This window comes from Delftia sp. GW456-R20, from assembly GCF_001622915.1.
Classification (GTDB): domain Bacteria; phylum Pseudomonadota; class Gammaproteobacteria; order Burkholderiales; family Burkholderiaceae_C; genus Comamonas; species Comamonas acidovorans.
The window spans coordinates 390689-405929 of record NZ_LWCN01000004.1 but is presented as its reverse complement, the minus strand read 5'-3'; the positions used below and the strand labels follow the sequence as shown (position 1 = coordinate 405929).

At 66.5% G+C, this 15241-nt stretch carries 16 protein-coding genes; 9 read left to right on the top strand and 7 right to left on the bottom strand.

From position 1 onward, the window contains the following. The first annotated feature begins 9 nt into the window (after positions 1 to 9). From A4F85_RS07430 to A4F85_RS07420, 3 genes are all read left to right on the top strand, one after another. A complete protein-coding gene (locus tag A4F85_RS07430) occupies positions 10 to 288 on the top strand; it encodes a type II toxin-antitoxin system RelE/ParE family toxin (RefSeq protein ID WP_013802475.1) in 279 nt (92 codons plus the stop codon). A gap of 12 nt (positions 289 to 300) precedes the next feature. Next, positions 301 to 603, top strand: a complete 303-nt coding sequence (locus A4F85_RS07425) for a HigA family addiction module antitoxin (RefSeq protein WP_063326188.1) — start codon at positions 301 to 303, stop codon at positions 601 to 603. 115 nt (positions 604 to 718) lie between these two features. After that, positions 719 to 1777, top strand: coding sequence for a patatin-like phospholipase family protein (locus A4F85_RS07420; RefSeq protein WP_063326187.1), 1059 nt, complete (start codon positions 719 to 721; stop codon positions 1775 to 1777). A gap of 21 nt (positions 1778 to 1798) precedes the next feature. Here the strand turns inward: A4F85_RS07420 and glyA are convergent, their stop codons facing one another. Genes glyA through A4F85_RS07400 form a run of 4 tightly spaced genes read right to left on the bottom strand, consistent with a single transcriptional unit; the run spans position 1799 to position 6528 of the window. Beyond that, on the bottom strand, positions 1799 to 3073 hold the full coding sequence (gene glyA, locus A4F85_RS07415; RefSeq protein WP_063326186.1) for a serine hydroxymethyltransferase: 1275 nt from the start codon (positions 3071 to 3073) through the stop codon (positions 1799 to 1801). A 46-nt stretch (positions 3074 to 3119) separates the two neighbouring features. After that, positions 3120 to 4358, bottom strand: a complete 1239-nt coding sequence (locus A4F85_RS07410) for an aspartate aminotransferase family protein (protein ID WP_082848156.1) — start codon at positions 4356 to 4358, stop codon at positions 3120 to 3122. Positions 4359 to 4415: 57 nt separating this feature from the next. Continuing rightward, the gene (locus A4F85_RS07405; RefSeq protein WP_063326185.1) at positions 4416 to 5267 is read right to left on the bottom strand and encodes a YggS family pyridoxal phosphate-dependent enzyme; all 852 of its coding nucleotides are present in this window, start codon (positions 5265 to 5267) and stop codon (positions 4416 to 4418) included. A 4-nt stretch (positions 5268 to 5271) separates the two neighbouring features. After that, on the bottom strand, positions 5272 to 6528 hold the full coding sequence (locus tag A4F85_RS07400; protein ID WP_063326184.1) for a benzoate/H(+) symporter BenE family transporter: 1257 nt from the start codon (positions 6526 to 6528) through the stop codon (positions 5272 to 5274). A 191-nt stretch (positions 6529 to 6719) separates the two neighbouring features. On the opposite strand from A4F85_RS07400, the gene pdxR reads away from it, so the two are divergent. Next, complete coding sequence (pdxR, locus tag A4F85_RS07395) at positions 6720 to 8234, top strand: MocR-like pyridoxine biosynthesis transcription factor PdxR (protein WP_063326183.1); 1515 nt, start codon at positions 6720 to 6722, stop codon at positions 8232 to 8234. A 30-nt stretch (positions 8235 to 8264) separates the two neighbouring features. Here the strand turns inward: pdxR and A4F85_RS07390 are convergent, their stop codons facing one another. Next, the gene (locus tag A4F85_RS07390; protein WP_170962038.1) at positions 8265 to 9545 is read right to left on the bottom strand and encodes a serine hydroxymethyltransferase; all 1281 of its coding nucleotides are present in this window, start codon (positions 9543 to 9545) and stop codon (positions 8265 to 8267) included. A gap of 482 nt (positions 9546 to 10027) precedes the next feature. Between A4F85_RS07390 and A4F85_RS07385 the strand changes: the two genes are divergently transcribed. The 4 genes from A4F85_RS07385 (at position 10028) to A4F85_RS07370 (ending at position 13286) form a co-directional block, all read left to right on the top strand. Further along, complete coding sequence (locus A4F85_RS07385) at positions 10028 to 10990, top strand: AurF N-oxygenase family protein (protein WP_012205541.1); 963 nt, start codon at positions 10028 to 10030, stop codon at positions 10988 to 10990. Then, complete coding sequence (locus tag A4F85_RS07380) at positions 10987 to 12066, top strand: 2Fe-2S iron-sulfur cluster-binding protein (RefSeq protein ID WP_063326182.1); 1080 nt, start codon at positions 10987 to 10989, stop codon at positions 12064 to 12066. The genes A4F85_RS07385 and A4F85_RS07380 overlap by 4 nt, the downstream gene beginning before the upstream one ends. A 51-nt stretch (positions 12067 to 12117) precedes the next feature. Continuing rightward, positions 12118 to 12822, top strand: coding sequence for a glutamine amidotransferase (locus A4F85_RS07375; RefSeq protein WP_063326181.1), 705 nt, complete (start codon positions 12118 to 12120; stop codon positions 12820 to 12822). A gap of 95 nt (positions 12823 to 12917) precedes the next feature. Continuing rightward, the gene (locus tag A4F85_RS07370) at positions 12918 to 13286 is read left to right on the top strand and encodes an antibiotic biosynthesis monooxygenase family protein (RefSeq protein ID WP_012205544.1); all 369 of its coding nucleotides are present in this window, start codon (positions 12918 to 12920) and stop codon (positions 13284 to 13286) included. Between the two features lie 213 nt (positions 13287 to 13499). Here A4F85_RS07370 and A4F85_RS07365 read toward each other — a convergent pair whose 3' ends face one another. Both A4F85_RS07365 and A4F85_RS31050 read right to left on the bottom strand, forming a co-directional pair. Continuing rightward, a complete protein-coding gene (locus A4F85_RS07365) occupies positions 13500 to 13841 on the bottom strand; it encodes an H-NS histone family protein (RefSeq protein ID WP_013802462.1) in 342 nt (113 codons plus the stop codon). A gap of 241 nt (positions 13842 to 14082) precedes the next feature. Further along, positions 14083 to 14553, bottom strand: a complete 471-nt coding sequence (locus A4F85_RS31050; RefSeq protein WP_231890487.1) for a hypothetical protein — start codon at positions 14551 to 14553, stop codon at positions 14083 to 14085. Positions 14554 to 14879: 326 nt separating this feature from the next. Here A4F85_RS31050 and A4F85_RS07350 point away from each other — a divergent pair, with 326 nt between their 5' ends. After that, the gene (locus tag A4F85_RS07350; RefSeq protein ID WP_063326180.1) at positions 14880 to 15200 is read left to right on the top strand and encodes a heavy metal-binding domain-containing protein; all 321 of its coding nucleotides are present in this window, start codon (positions 14880 to 14882) and stop codon (positions 15198 to 15200) included. Positions 15201 to 15241 lie beyond the last annotated feature (41 nt).

Sequence of the window (15241 nt, the reverse complement as noted above, 5' to 3'; positions counted from 1 at the left end):
TATTGATCCATGATCCTCGATTTCAGATGTGCAGACACCCAGGCATTGATGCTTGGCAAGCGCGTTGCGCGGTTCGCCAACCTGGAGGCCGCTGCCATGCGCAAGCTGGTGCAGCTGAACGCAGCGACCTCCCTGGAGTTCCTGCGCATTCCGCCAGGCAACAGACTGGAGGCCCTTCAAGGAAGCCGCAGGGGCCAGTACAGCATTCGGATCAATGAGCAATGGCGCCTTTGCTTCGTCTGGGCAGATGGCCATGCCAGCCAAGTCGAGATCGTGGATTACCACTGAAAGGACTACAACATGACCCGCGAAGTCAAATGGCCTCACCCAGGAGAAATCCTGATGCACGAGTGGCTCGAACCCATGGGCCTGAGCCAGTACGCGTTGGCAAAGGCCATCGATGTTCCGCCCCGGCGCATCAACGAGATCGTGAAGGGCATGCGCGGCATCACGGCGGATACGGCGCTGCGCCTTGCGGTCTTCTTTGGCACGGACGCGCAAAGCTGGCTCAACCTGCAGTCCGACTACGACCTTGCCGAAGCCCGCGATGCCATGGCGGACGTGCTGGCGCGAATCCAGCGGTTTGAGCCCTCGCATCCCTGAGTGACCTCAGGGCGCACTTTGCCGTCCGCAGCATGATGCGTCTCCGGCGGTGGTTTGCCCCTGCCGCTATACTGCCCGCCCCGAATCTCGTCATCCGACAGCAGGATCTTCCGGCATGCGCCTCCAAGCCCTTTTGCGTCCACTGGTGTATCTGAGCCTGGCGGGGCTGGCCGCTTGCGGCAGCAACCCGCCCAGCCCCTCGGCGGCCACGCCCGAGTCCGCGCCCACCGCGCCGGGCACACCCGTGGCGCCCATCAGGATCGGCCTGGCCCTGGGCGGCGGGGCCGTGAAGGGCTTTGCCCATATCGGCGTCATCAAGATGCTGGAAGCCAATGGCCTTGCGCCTGCGGTGGTGTCCGGCACCAGCGCGGGCAGCGTGGTGGGGGCGCTATATGCGAGCGGCATGAACGCCTTCGAGCTGCAGGAAAAGGCCGTGGCGCTGGATGAAACCAAGATCCGCGACCTGCAGCTGTCCTCGGGTGGCCTGCTGGTGGGCCAGAAGCTGGAAGACTATGTGAACGAACAGGTGGGCCGCAAGCCGCTGGAGCAGCTGGCCAAGCCCTTCGTGGCCGTGTCCACGCGGCTGGAAGACGGCGAGCGCACCGTGTTCGCGCGCGGCAATACGGGGCAGGCGGTGCGTGCCTCCAGCAGCATTCCGGGTGTGTTCCAGCCCGTGGCCATCGGCAAGTTCCACTTCGTCGATGGCGGCATCACCAGCCCCGTGCCCGTGGACGCCGCGCGCCAGCTGGGCGCCGACCTGGTGATTGCCGTGGACATCTCCAACAAGGCCCGTGGCAAGGCGCCCGAGAACATGCTGGGCGCACTGGGCCAGTCCATTGCGATCATGGGCCAGAAGCTGGGCCAGGCCGAGCTGGCCCGCGCCGACATCACCATCCGCCCCAAGGTGCTGGACATCGGCCCGGCCGACTTCACCCAGCGCGCCAGCGCCATTCTTGAAGGCGAAAAGGCCGCCGTGGCCGCCATGCCCCAGATCCGCGAGCGCATCGCCCAGCTGCAGGCCGAGCGCGCCAAGGCCGCGAAGCTGGCCCAGCAAAAGGCGGCCGAAGCCCAACACCAGGCCTGCCTGGACCAGCGCTCGCGCATGCAGAAGCTGGCGGAGATGGCGGGGATGGATGGCGCCTGCGCCAACCCCAACCTCAACGCCAACCCCTGATCCACCACGGCTGCGCGCGGGCTATCCGTACACCGGATAACGGCTGCACAGCTCCGTCACCTGCTCCCTGACCTGCGCCGCCACCTTGGCAAAGCGGGCGCCTTCCTGCGCATCCAGCGCATCGAGCACATCGCACAGCCAGCCGGCCAGCTGCTCGCACTGCGCCTGGCCGAAGCCGCGCGTGGTGACGGCGGGCGTGCCTATGCGCAGGCCCGAGGTCACGAAGGGCGAGCGCGGGTCGTTGGGCACGGTGTTCTTGTTGGTGGTGATGTGCGCCTCGCTGAGCGCGGCGTCGGCATCCTTGCCGGTGTAGCTGCGGTCGGACAGGTCGATCAGCATCAGGTGGTTGTCCGTGCCGCCCGAGACGATGCGGTAGCCGCGCTGCTGGATCACGGCGGCCATGGCGCGGGCGTTGGCCAGCACCTGGCGCTGGTAGGCCTTGAACCCGGGCTGCAGCGCCTCCTTGAAGGCGACGGCCTTGGCGGCGATCACATGCATCAGCGGCCCGCCCTGCACGCCGGGGAACACGGCCGAGCTCAGGCGGCGGTTGAAGGTTTCGTCCTGTCCCTTGGACAGGATCAGGCCACCGCGCGGGCCGCGCAGCGTCTTGTGCGTGGTGCTGGTGACCACATGCGCGTGGGGCAGGGGGCTGGGGTATTCGCCCGCGGCCACCAGGCCTGCGACATGGGCCATGTCCACCCAGAACACGGCGCCCACCTTGTCGGCAATGGCGCGCATGCGGGCCCAGTCCTTGTGGCGCGAGTAGGCAGAGAAGCCGCCGATGAGCATGCGGGGCCGGTGCTCCAGGGCGATGCGCTCCATCTCGTCGTAGTCGATCAGGCCCGTGGCGGGGTCCAGGCCGTAGGGGACGATGCGGTAATGGCGGCCCGAGAAGTTGGACGGGTTGCCATGCGTCAGGTGGCCGCCCTGGGCCAGGTTCATGCCCATGACGGTGTCGCCGGGCTGGGCCAGCGCCAGGAACACGGCGGCATTGGCCTGGGCGCCGGCATGGGGCTGCACGTTGGCGTAGTCGCAGTCGAACAGCGCCATGGCGCGTTCCACGGCCAGGCGCTCTGCCATGTCCACGTTCTCGCAGCCGCTGTAGTAGCGCTTGCCGGGGTAGCCCTCGGCGTACTTGTTGGTGAAGACCGAGTTCTGCACCGCCATCACCAGCGGGCTGGCGTAGTTTTCGGAGGCGATGAGTTCCACATGGTCTTCCTGGCGGCGTTTCTCGCTCTGGATGGCCTTGGCCAGCTGCAGGTCGAAGTCGGCCAGGGTCAGGGATGCGTCGTACATGGGTGAGTGGTTCCTGTGTCGGGGCAAGGGCTGGGGAAATCGATGGTCATGCAGCCGCCAGCTGGTCTGCGGCGGGCGCGCCTGCCTGCGCGGCGCTGGCCGACTCCAGCAGGCAGGCCACGCGGGCGACGATGTCGTCGATCTGGCGCTCGTCGCATATCAGCGGCGGCAGCAGGCGGATGGTGGATTCGCGCGTCACCGTAATCAGCAGGCGCTGCTGGGCCAGCGCGCGACCCACCAGGTCCTGGCAGTTGCGGTTCAGCTCGATGCCCACCATCAGGCCCTGGCCGCGCACGGCCAGCACGGCGGGGTGGCCGTGCAGCGCCTGCTGCAGGCCGTTGAGCAGGCGCCGGCCCAGTTGCCTGGCGCGGCCGGGGATGTCCTCGCTCTCCATGATGTCCAGCACCGTGCAGCCCACGCGGCAGGCCAGGGGGTTGCCGCCAAAGGTGGAGCCATGCTGGCCGGGCGAGATCAGGTCGGCCGCAGGCCCGCGCGCCAGGCAGGCGCCGATCGGAATGCCGTTGCCCAGGGCCTTGGCCAGGGTCATCACATCGGGGGTGATACCCGCGTGCTGGTGGCCGAACCAGGCGCCGGTGCGTCCCAGGCCGGTCTGGATCTCGTCCAGCATCAGCAGCCAGCCGTGCCGGTCGCACAGGCTGCGCAGCTGGCGCAGGTAGTCGGGGCTTGCCAGGCGGATGCCGCCTTCACCCTGCACGGGCTCGATCAGCACGGCCACGATGTCGCCATGCTGGGCGGCGGCGTGGTGCACGGCCGCGATGTCGTCATAGGGCACGCGTACGAAGCCCGGCATCAGCGGCTCGAAGCCGCGCTGCTTGGCCGGGTTGCCGGTTGCCGACAGCGTGGCCAGCGTGCGGCCGTGAAAGCCGTTGTCCATCACCAGGATCTGAGGCCGCGCCACCTGCCTGCGGTGGCCGTGCAGGCGCGCCAGCTTGAGCGCGGCCTCGTTGGCCTCGGCGCCGGAGTTGCAGAAAAAGGCCGTCTCCATGCCGGCCAGGGCGCACAGGCGCTGGCCCAGGCGTTCCTGCCAGTCGATGCGGAACACGTTGGAGGTGTGCAGCAGCAGGCCGGCCTGCTCGGCAATCACGGCGGCGATTTCCGGGTGCGCGTGGCCCAGGGCGGTCACGGCCACGCCGGCAATGGCGTCCAGGTATTCGGTGCCGTGCTCGTCCCACAGCAGGGCTCCACGGCCACGAACGAAGGACACGGGCTGGCGGGCATAGGCCTTCATCAGGCGGGAATCAAGGGGTTGCATGGCTTTTTGCATGTCAAGGTCCTCAAGCGGGGTCAGGGTTGAATCGAAAAGGGTGGCGAGGGGGCGCGCTCAGGGCAGTGCCAGGGCGGCGGGATCAGGGCCGCCTGCGGGCCAGTAGAAGCTGTCCGGCTGGGCGCGGGCGCCGAAGATGGCCTGGCCCACGCGCACCACGGTGGCGCCTTCCTCGATGGCGATCTCGAAGTCGCCGGACATGCCCATGGACAGCTCATCCAGCGAGATGCCCGCCGGCGCGCTCTGGCGCAGCTGGTCGCGCAGGCTGCGCAGCAGCACGAAGCACTGGCGCACGCGCTCGGCCTCGCTGGAGAACAGGGCCAGCGTCATCAGGCCGCGCACGCGCAGCGCACTGAAGGCGGGCAGGGCCTGGACAAATCCCTGCACCTCGTCGGGCGGCAGGCCGTACTTGCTGGCCTCGCCCGAGGTGTTGACCTGCACGAACACATCCAGCGCCCGGCCTTCGGCCTGCAGGCGGCGGTCCAGCGCCTCGGCCACGCGCAGGTTGTCCAGCGCCTGGAACTCGCTGGCAAAGCGTGCCACCAGCCTGGCCTTGTTGGTCTGCAGGTGGCCGATGACGGACCACTGCAGATCGGCCAGGTCCTGCATGGCCTCCCACTTGCCGAAGGCTTCCTGCACCTTGTTCTCGCCCAGCATGCGGCAGCCCGCCGCGTGGGCCAGGCGCAGGCTGGACTCGGGCTTGGTCTTGCTCACGGGCAGCAGGCGCACGCTGGCCGGGTCGCGCCCTGCGCGGCGGCAGGCAGCGGCCATGCGCGCCTGCACGGTGGCCAGGTTGTGCCGGAAATCGTCCACCGTCTCGGCCTGGGGGTAGCGGCCGTGCTGGTCGTGGCGGGTCAGGGTGTCGGCGGCTTGGGCGGTGCCGCCGGTGGTGTCTTGTGTCGCAAGCATGGTTTCAGCTCCTTTTGATGGCGGCATCGGCGGCGGGCACGTTGCCGGTGCCCGCCTCGCTGCGGGCGGCCCGGCGCGGCCACTGGCCGTTGAGCACGGCATGGGCGACCAGGCCGATGACCAGGCCCCAGAAGGCGCCGCCTATGCCCAGCATGGAAATGTTGGCGGCGGCGGCCAGGAAGGTGATCAGCGAGGCCTCGCGGGTTTTGGCATCGGCCAGCGCATTGGCCAGGCTGCCGCCGATGGTGCCCAGCAGCGCCAGACCCGCCAGCGTGGTGATGAAGGTGGCCGGGAACGCCATGAACACGGCCGCCAGCGTGACGCCGAACACGCCCACCAGGATGTAGAACACGCCCGCAGCGATGCCCGCGATCCAGCGCCTGGACGGCTCTTCATGCGCCTCCTTGCCCGTGCAGATGGCGGCCGTGATGGCGGCGATGTTGAAGGCGTGCGAGCCGAACGGCGCCATCAGCAGCGAGCCCAGGCCCGTCAGCGTGACGATGGGGTTGGCGCTGGTCCTGAAGCCGTCGTTGCGCAGCACCAGCATGCCGGGCATGTACTGGCCGGTCAGCGTGATCAGGAACAGCGGCAGGGCCACACTCAGCAGGGCGTTGAACGTGAATTCCGGCCGCGTGAACACGGGCGCGGCAAAGCGCAGCTGCAGCCCGGACAGGTCCACCCGGTCCTGCGCGAGCAGGAACGCCAGGCCCAGCGCCAGGATGCCGACCACCGCATAGCGCGCCGTCAGCCGCTTGAGCAGAACGTAGGCCACGATCAGCAGGCCGGCCAACAGCGGGTCCACGCTCATGCCGCCAAAGGCCTTGATGCCGAACTGCAGCAGGATGCCCGCCAGCAGGCCCGAGGCCACGCCGGGCGGAATCAGCCGGATCACGCGCTCGAACCAGCCCGACAGTCCCAGCACCACGAAGGCCGCGGCCGACACCACATAGGCGCCCACGGCCTCGGCATACGGCGTGGTGGCCAGGGCCGTCACCAGGAAGGCGGCGGCCGGCGTGGACCAGGCCGTGATGATGGGCTCGCGCGAGAGCCAGCTCAGAACCAGCCCGGTGACGCCCACGCCAATCGAAATCGACCACACCCACGAAGCCGTGAGTTCCGGGCTCAGGCCGGCCACCTTGGCTGCCTGGAACACCAGGATGAAGGTGCCGCCGTAGTTGACGATGACCGAGATCAGCCCGGCCACCACGGGGTGGATGAGGTCGTTGAAGCGAAGGGGTGAGTGTGTGTCTGATGAAGGCATGGTCTTCTCGTTTTCCTTGGGGGTTGGATTCCTGGCTGTCTGGGGAAAGGGGTATTTGAGCGCTGAAGTGGACTGAATGATCCATACACTTCGCTCTCTTGTTTCAGACCACTTTGCAATGGGCGCGCAGCATTTGCGTCAGTACAATGGCCTGCCCAAGAGGTGCAATGAGATGAAAGGCGGCAGACCGCATGAGCAAGACCTTCGAGCTTGAGACCCTGAAGATCCGCATGGGAGATGCCGACCTGCGCCAGCTGGACCTGCACCAGCGGGTGCAGCGCGCCATGCGTGCGCTGATCCTGGATGGGGCGCTGCTGCCGGGCCTGAAGCTGCCGGCCACGCGCTCCCTGGCCGACTCGCTGGGCATTGCCCGCGACACGGTGGAGAACGCCTACACCCAGCTGCACCGCGACGGCTTCATCGTGCGGCGCCAGGGATCGGGCAGCTATGTCTCCGAGACCATAGGCACCGAGCTGCGGGGCCGGGCGGCGCGGCGCGGCCGCTCGCCTGAGCAGGAACGCAGCGCCCAGGTGGCCGCAGCGGGCAGGGCCGGTGCCGGCCTGAGCCGGCGCGGCCAGGCCATTGTTGACGGCGGCGGCATCGCCGACCAGCAGACCATTCGGGCCTTTGCCACCGGGCTGCCCGAGACGCGCACCTTTCCCACCGATGTCTGGGAGCGGCTGCAGCGCCAGGCGCTCAAGGACTACCGTGCCAGCGTCCTGCTGCACGGCGACCCGCAGGGCGCCGAGCCGCTGCGCAAGGCCATTGCCACCTACCTCAACCTGGAGCGCGGCGCCAAGGTGGACGCCGGGCAGATCGTGGTGCTCAGCAGCACGCGGCAGGCGCTGTTCCTGTGCGCGCAGCTGCTGGTGGATGCGGGCCGGCCCATCCTGCTGGAGAACCCGGGCTACTTCGGCGCCCGCAAGGCCTTTGAATCGGCCGAGGCCAAGGTCCTGCCCATCGACGTGGACGCGCAAGGCATACGCACGGACCTGCTGCATGCCGACCGCAGCGGCGCCACCTGCGTCTACGTCACGCCATCGCACCAGTACCCCACGGGCGTCACCATGCAGCTGGAGCGGCGGCTGGACCTGATCCGCTGGGCGTTTGAGAGCGGGCGCTGGATCATCGAGGACGACTACGACAGCGAATTCCACTACGACGGCATGCCCACCGCCTGCGTGCAAGGCCTGGACAAGCACGCGCGCACCATCTACATCGGCACCTTCGGCAAGACCCTGTACCCGGGCCTGCGCATGGGCTACATGGCCTTGCCGCAGGAGCTGGTGCGCGCCTTTGTCCAGGCGCGCAGCATCATGGACGGGCACACGCCCCAGATCCAGCAGCTGACGCTGGCGCGCTTCATGGAAGACGGCCACTACAACTCCCACGTGCGGGCCATGCGCAAGCTGTACGCGGGGCGGCGCGAGGTCATCCTCGAATCCATAGGCAGGCACCTGGCCGGCATCGTCACCGCGCCACGGCCCCAGGGCGGCATGCAGGTGCCCTGCCTGCTGGAGCCCGGCTGGTCCGAGGAAGACACCATCCGCCGCGCCGCCGCGGCCGGCGTGCTGCTGCAGGGGCTCAGCCGCCTGTACGCGGGCGAGCAGCGGCAACCGGGCTGGCTGCTGGGCTATGCCTCCCTCACGGCCTACGAGATCGAGGCCGCCGTGCTGCGCCTGGCCAACGCGCTGCGAAAACCCTGACAGGTTGGGAGAAGCCGGACGCTGCATGCCTCAATAGGGCAGGGGAAAGCGCCCGGTCAGGTCGGACACGCCTTCGTGGATGGACTTGAGCGTGCGCGCGTTCATGGTGCCGCTGCGTATGCCGCCCAGCGTGGCAAGAATCATGTCGCCGATCTCGCGGAACTCGTCGGCGCCCATGCCGCGCGTGGTGCAGGCCGCGCTGCCCACGCGGATGCCCGAGGTCACCAGCGGCCGCGCGCCGTCGCCGGGCACGGCGTTCTTGTTGACCGTGATGCCGATCTGCTCCAGCGCCGTTTCGGCGGCCTTGCCCGTCAGCTCCCAGGGGCGCAGGTCGATCACGCCCAGATGGCAGTCCGTGCCTGCGGACACCACGGACAGTCCGCCCTGCGACAGCCGGTCGCACAGCACGCGGGCGTTGTCCACCACGGCCCGCGCATAGGTGCGAAAGGCGGGCTTGAGCGCCTCGCCCAGCGCCACCGCCTTGGCCGCCACCACATGCATCAGCGGCCCGGACTGCAGGCCCGGGAACACGGCGGCGTCTATGCGCCTGGCGATCTCGGCGTCGGCCGAGAGGATCATGCCGCCGCGCGGCCCGCGCAGCGTCTTGTGCGTGGTGGTCGTGGTCACGTGGGCGTGCTCCACGGGCGAGGGGAACACGCCCGCTGCCACCAGCCCCGCCACGTGCGCGATGTCGGCCATGAAGATGGCGCCCACCCGGTCGGCAATGCGCCGGAACTCGGCCCAGTCCATCTGCCGTGAATAGGCCGAGCCACCGGCAATGATGAGCCTGGGCCGCTCCTTCAGCGCAATGCGCCGCACCTGGTCCATGTCGATGCGCTGGGAGCGGGCGTCCACCTCGTAGCTGATGGACTGGAACCACTTGCCCGACACGCTCACGCGGGAGCCATGCGTCAGGTGACCGCCCGAGCGCAGGTCCAGCCCCATGATCTTGTCGCCGGGCTCCAGGAACGCCAGGTACACGCCCTGGTTGGCCTGGCTGCCCGAATGCGGCTGCACATTGGCGTGCGCGCAGCCGAACAGCGCCTTGGCACGCGCAATGGCCAGGTTCTCCACGGCATCGGCATTGGCGCAGCCGCCGTAGTAGCGCACGCCCGGATAGCCCTCGGCGTATTTGTTGGTCAGCACCGAGCCCTGCGCCTCCATCACCGCGCGGCTCACGAAGTTTTCAGAGGCAATCAATTCAATCGAGCGCGACTGGCGAATCCGCTCGGCCGCGATGGCATCCCAGGCCTCGCTGTCTGCCTGTTGAAGATCCAGTGAATTGATTTTGGGGAGCGATAAATCGTCCATGTCGCATTGGCTGTCTTGGAGGCGCTGAAGCACGGGAATCGGCAGCGTCCGGTTTATGGAAGGATTTGGAAACCAGGGCGCATCGGTAATGGGCAGTCTACAAAGTGCAGCTGCCTTGATTCCGACCATGTTTCAGCGGGTGAGCAGACCAATTAAGGTGGCATGCCAATGTAAACGGTTGAAAAAAGCGGTCTGGTTCATTGACGAAAATAGGTCTGTTCGAATCCATGCTCTCTCCATAGAATTCGCCGCCAGACGTTGAAAGTCATGAGATCCAATACCGCCACGAATCATCCGCAATCTGCAGTCGGGCAGATTGATTCAAGGCGGAATATGACAGAGTGAAGAAATCCATGGCAACGTATCTGCCATCTGCAGCGTCATTTGAATCGCCATTGGTGATTGCGGCGGATGGAGAAAGCGGGGGAGGGAATAGGCGATTTGACTCAGATCAATCAAGTTCAATCACACGGAGTTGAAAAATGAATCTCGATATCTCTCGGACAGATGACGCCGTGCGCGATGCGCTCAAAAAGCTGTCCCTGCTCTGGAAGTCAAGAGCGGCCGTGAATCAGGACCTGCCTGATTACTGCGGCTTGGCGTTCGACCCCGCCCGGCAGGACTTCACCGCCTCGCTGCTGCCGTTTCGTGACCACCAGGCATGGGTGGAGGCGCCACAGCACCTGCGCGACCAATGCCTGTCCTACGCCTGGGGCATCTACAACCTCAAGACCATCTACATCGAGTGCAACGTGGTCACGCCGGCCTGCGAGGACATCATCAAGACCCCGCCGCCCAGCGCCAACCGGGCGCTGCTGCAGGACGTCATGTCCCAGGCCCTGCTGGACGAGGCCCTGCACACCCGCATGTCCATCATGGCCTGCAACTACATCTACGAGATGCGCGGCCTGGCGCCGCTGGACTACGCGGACTTCAACCTCGTCGGCTGGCGCAACGGCGTGCTGGCGCAGTGCGGCGCGGAATGGGAGCGCCGCCTGGCCCGCTTCGCCATTGCCTGCGCCAGCGAGACCCTGATCACCGACTACCTCAAGACCATGGCCGAGGACCGCAGCATCCAGCCCATCTGCCACGAGGTCACCCGCACCCACGCCGTGGACGAATGGAGCCACTCCAGCGTCTTCAGCTCGGTGGCCACCGACATCGTCCAGGGCCTGAGCAACCGCGAGCGCAGCTACCTGCGCTCCATCATCCTCAAGACCGTGCAGATGTTCGCCAACAACGAGCTGGGCGCCTGGTCCACCGTCTTCACCATGGTCGGCATGCCGCATGCGCGCGACATCCTGCACGACGTGGGTGACAGCAACGAGATCGGCGTCTACACCGACTCGGTGCAAAGCCTGATCGACCGCATCGGCCTGGCGGGCCGCAACCTGGGCGGCAGCGTGGCGCTGGTGTCCTCGGTCCTCGAGGAGATGCAGGCATGAGCGCCGCCCTCCAGGCAGGCAGCACGCTGGCGCGCTGCGCCGCGGCACGGGCAGAGGCGGGCGGCGTCATGGTCTACACCCTGCGTGTGCAGGGCGCCTCGGCGCAGTTCCTCGGTGGCCTGCGGCCCGGCCGGCATGTGGCCATCGAGCATGCCGACGCCAGTGGCGCCGTGCAGCAGCGGCTGTACTCCATCACCCGCTACGAGCCCTGCAGCGAGCACGACGGCGCCGGCCAGTTCGACATTGCCGTCAAAAGCTCGGGCCGGGGCAGCGTCTCCGATCACATGCATGCGGTGCTGCGTGCAGGCTCCACGCTGCCGCTCGGCCACGTGGCCGGTGACATCACGGCCGACCTGGTGCTGGGCCTGGACTCCCTGGTCATGCTGGCCGGCGGCATTGGCCTGACCCTGCCGCTGGCGCTGCTGCGCGAACTGGACCGGCTGCAGCAGCAGGGCCAGCGCGTGCCGCGCACCACGCTGCTGCTGTGCTTTGCGCGCATGGCCGACATTCCGTTCCTGCAGGAGCTGCAGCAGCTGTGCGAAACGGCCTCCTGGTTCGACCTGCGTATCCATATCACGCGTGAAGACATTGCCGCCCACGGCCCCTTCGTGCCGGGCCGCCCCTCGCCGCAGTCCCTGCTGGCGCTGGGCCAGCCCCAGGCGGTGGTCATCTGCGGCGGCCACGCCTTTGCGCAGACCTTTCGCGAGCATGCGCGGGCCTGCTTTCCCGGTGCCATACAGCATATCGAGGCCTTCACGCCGCCTGCCGCATCCACCGTCCAGCCAGGCGAGACCGCGCAGGCATGCCAACTGCAGATCGCGCACAGCGGGCAGATTGTCGAAGCCGCATCCGGCAAAAGCCTGCTGGAAATCCTGGAAGGCGTGGGCATTGCCATCCGCAGCCAGTGCCGGGCCGGCATCTGCGGCAGCTGCCGCATCCGCATCACGGGAGGCAGTTCACGGCTGGAGGCGGACTTTTGCCTCAGCGACAGGGAAAAGGAAGCCGGCTATGCCTTGGCCTGCTGCACCTTCCCCTCGGCAGGCCATATCCACGTCGATCTCAAGCCCGGCGCCTGACGGGCTCCGCACGTTCCGAGCCACCCTCCTGTATCCACCTGAGTTCCTCCCATGAAAAAAGCCATCGCGCTGCGCCACATCCACTTCGAAGACCTGGGCACCCTGCATGCCGAGTTCGCCAGCCGCGGCTACGAAGTGCAGTACGTCGATCCCACCATCGGCGAGCTTGACACCCTGGACCTGGGCCGTGCTGACCTGCTAGTCGTGCTGGGCGGACCCATAGGTGCCTATGACGAGGCGCTTTATCCCTTCGTCGCCCAGGAGCTGGCGGCCGTGCGCCGCTGGCTGGACAGCGGCAAGCCGCTGCTGGGCATCTGCCTGGGCGCCCAGCTCATTGCGCGCGCGCTGGGCGCCAGGGTCTACCCGCTGGGCGTCAAGGAAATCGGCTTTTCGCCGCTCACGCTTACCGATGCGGGCCTGGCCTCGCCCCTGGCCAAACTGGACGGCGTGCCCGTGCTCCATTGGCATGGCGACCAGTTCGACATTCCCGAAGGCGCCGTGCACCTGGCTGGCACCGCCATCGGCGCCAACCAGGCCTTCGCCGTGGGCCCGCAGGTGCTGGGCCTGCAATTCCATCTGGAGGCCGACGCGGCCCGGCTGGAGCGCTGGCTGGTCGGCCATGCCTGTGAGCTCGGCATGGCCAAGGTGGACCCGCGCACCCTGCGCGCCGATGCCCAGAAATACGGCGGCCTGCTGACCCTGGCCGCGCGCGATGTGCTGGCCACCTGGCTGGCCAACCTGGAGCGCAGCCGCTGAACCTGCGGCGCCGCCCATTCACCCGTTTCCCCCACGCCGGAGCCGCCGCTGAGCGGCCTCGGAATCTCTGTTCCCGAAAAAAAGGAGAGTTGAAGATGGTTGTCGTACTGTTCGAACTGCAGGCCTTGCCCGGCCAGAACCAGACCTATGTGGACCTGGTCAACAAGCTCACCCCCATGCTCAAGCCCATGGAGGGGTTCATCTCCGTGGAATGCTTCCAGAGCACGCTCAACCCCGAGAAAGTCATGTCCGTCACCACCTGGCGCGATGAGGAAGCCGTCGTCCAGTGGCGCAACGTGGAAGCCCACCTCAGCGCCCAGCGCGCCGGCCGTGACAAGATCTTCAAGGACTATCGCGTGCGCGTCACCCAGGTGCTGCGCGACTATGGTCTGAACGACCGCGCGCAGGCGCCTGCGGACAGCATCATGGGCAAGGCAGGCAGCTGCCCGGTCAGCCACGCCTGAGCGCTGGCGGTGCCGCAAACGCCCGGCTGGTCCCCCTGCCGGAGCGCGATGCACGCCCTCGAAAGATGCCGGCAGTGACTACGCTGCCGGCGCCAGGCCGGAAAAAAAGCCCACTGAATGCTCAGAGGGCTTTTTTTCGGAAGGCACAGATTCCTTCGCATCGGAACTCCACCGCACCGCAAGGCATCCTGCGTGCCGCCGTGTGCAGCGTTTTCAGTTGCGAGCTGCCGCTGCCGCCATTTCGGCAAGAAACGGACCTTGGGCCGCTTCGGGTTTGCTTTCGATGAGGAAGTCTTCGCGATCCTGGTCCTTGATCCAGTTCGGAGGCTTGCCCCGGCCTGTCCACGTCGCTCCCGTGGCCGGATCGCGATACTTCGCCGGCGCACTGGTTTTTTCAGGGATGTAGGGGAACACTTGCTGTTGGGTGAACCCGAAATCGGTCACCAGCTTCTGGACCTTGGACAGGGCAGCGTCGGCCGCCGAGGTGCGGGCCTTGGCAATTTCCATGTCCAGCGCGGCCTTGGCCGCAAGGAGTTCTTTGAGGGACTGTGTCATTGGTGTCGTGAAATTTTGAAGCCAGATTATGGGGCTGATCGGGCAGCCGCGTGGTGTCCGGATCATGCAGGCCGATGAAAGGAAGGCCGCCCGCCTGAACCTGCTGCCGAGCCGGGTGACCACAGGCCCGGGCAGGAAAGCCGGTCTTGCCCTCATCTGTGGTCGCGCGTACTACCCCGCACGGCCGCAGCGATCACGCCAGATGGAATATCCCGCGTTACACCGGCCTGGCAAGGCAGCCCTAAGCTTCCAAGCTGCGAACGAATTCGCTCCCCACCTCGACTCCTAGAAGAGAGTCCACGGCCGCCACCCGCTTCAGCGCTTCGTCGGCGCTGAAGCGATTTCCCTCCAGCACGGCCAATGCATCGTTGTGCAGGGCATAGGCCAAGTGCGCTGCGATCCGTACGCTTGGATCTGCGTCCACGTTGCTTCCCAGATATCCGCTCAGGAGAAGACGGATCTCGCACACGGCTTTCGCCAGGATTTTCTCCTCAGTCAGCTGTTTCATCACGCCCCTTTGCCTTATCGCCCCCACAACTGCCTCCATCGCCTCAATCTGCGCATTGATAAAGGCAAGCAGCTCATTGGAATCGACAACCTCCATGGGATTGCTGGGGTAAGCGCCAATCAGCAAGCTTGAGATGAGTCCCCATTGTTCTCGCACGCGGTTCAGTTGGTTGAACTCATCTTCCGACATCTGAAAGTACAACATGGCGACTCCTTAGCGAAATGGCTTGGAGCCGGGCGCGGAGAAAGGGTAAGAAGCGATGTACAGATCAGAGAGCTGTGGCGCAGTGGAAATTGAGATGGGGAAGGGCCTTGAAACGCCCGCAAAGAAAATAGCCATAAGGCCTCCAAGCATTTTTCCAACACTGCTTTCGGGAGCGGCTTACCGGCTAGCAAGAAGTGTGTTCAGCACTTTGCGCGAGATGATACTCCAGGCCTATGGCAGACTGCCCTGGTTCAGTTCTTCCTTGAACCGATCGCCGGCCGGCTTGGCGCTCAAGGCTTATCTCCGTCACTCACCGAGGATTTCTCATGATCATCACCACCACCCCCCAGATCGAAGGCCGCCGAATCACCCGCTACTGCGGCGTGGTCGCGGGCGAGGCGATTTTGGGCGCCAATGTGTTCAAGGATTTGTTTGCCGGGCTGCGCGACATCGTGGGCGGGCGGTCAACCACCTATGAGCGCGAGTTGCAGAGGGCGCGCGAGATTGCGCTCAAGGAGCTGGAGGAACGCGCCCAGGAATTGGGCGCGAATGCCGTGGTGGGGGTGGACCTGGATTACGAAGTGCTGGGCCAGGGCAACGGCATGTTGATGGTGTCTGCCAGCGGCACGGCCGTGGTGCTGGAGTAGGCAGGGCCATCAGCCAAGCAGACCAAGCAGGTCAATCAGGC